The organism is Pseudomonas sp. 51_B, from assembly GCF_017491595.1.
Lineage (GTDB): Bacteria > Pseudomonadota > Gammaproteobacteria > Pseudomonadales > Pseudomonadaceae > Aquipseudomonas > Aquipseudomonas promysalinigenes.
Window position 1 is genome coordinate 1 of the sequence record NZ_JAFGYW010000311.1, and the last position, 470, is coordinate 470.

The window sequence follows — 470 nt, forward strand, 5'->3', positions numbered from 1 at the left end:
GGCGGGCTGACCGCGGCCAGGAGTTGTTCCCCAGCCTGCTAGAAGCGCCCTTCACAGATCACTTAAAGCCAATGGTACTGGTGTCGCTGAATACCGGAATGAGGCGCGGCGAGTTGTTCGACCTCAAATGGTCGGAGGTGAACTTCCAAACGAAGACGATCACCGCCGCCGGCGCCACCACCAAAACGAGCGACACACGACATATCCCGATGAACAAGGAGACTTTCAGCGTTCTTGAGGAGTGGAAAAAGCAGTCCGGAAAGTCTCAGTACGTTTTTCCGAGCCAATCCGGCGGCCGCCTGGAGGACGTGAAAAGCTCCTGGCAAGGCCTGCTTGAGCGTGCCGGAATCGAGGCGTTCCGGTGGCACGATATGCGCCATGACTTCGCGTCACGCCTGGTCATGGCTGGCGTGCCCCTGAATACGGTGCGGGATCTGCTGGGGCACGCAGATATCAAGATGACGTTGAGG

At 58.7% G+C, this 470-nt stretch carries 1 protein-coding gene; it reads left to right on the plus strand.

Annotated elements, in window-relative coordinates:
- On the plus strand, positions 1 to 470 hold a 470-nt coding region (locus tag J5M56_RS24990), incomplete at both ends, for a site-specific integrase (RefSeq protein ID WP_207938061.1).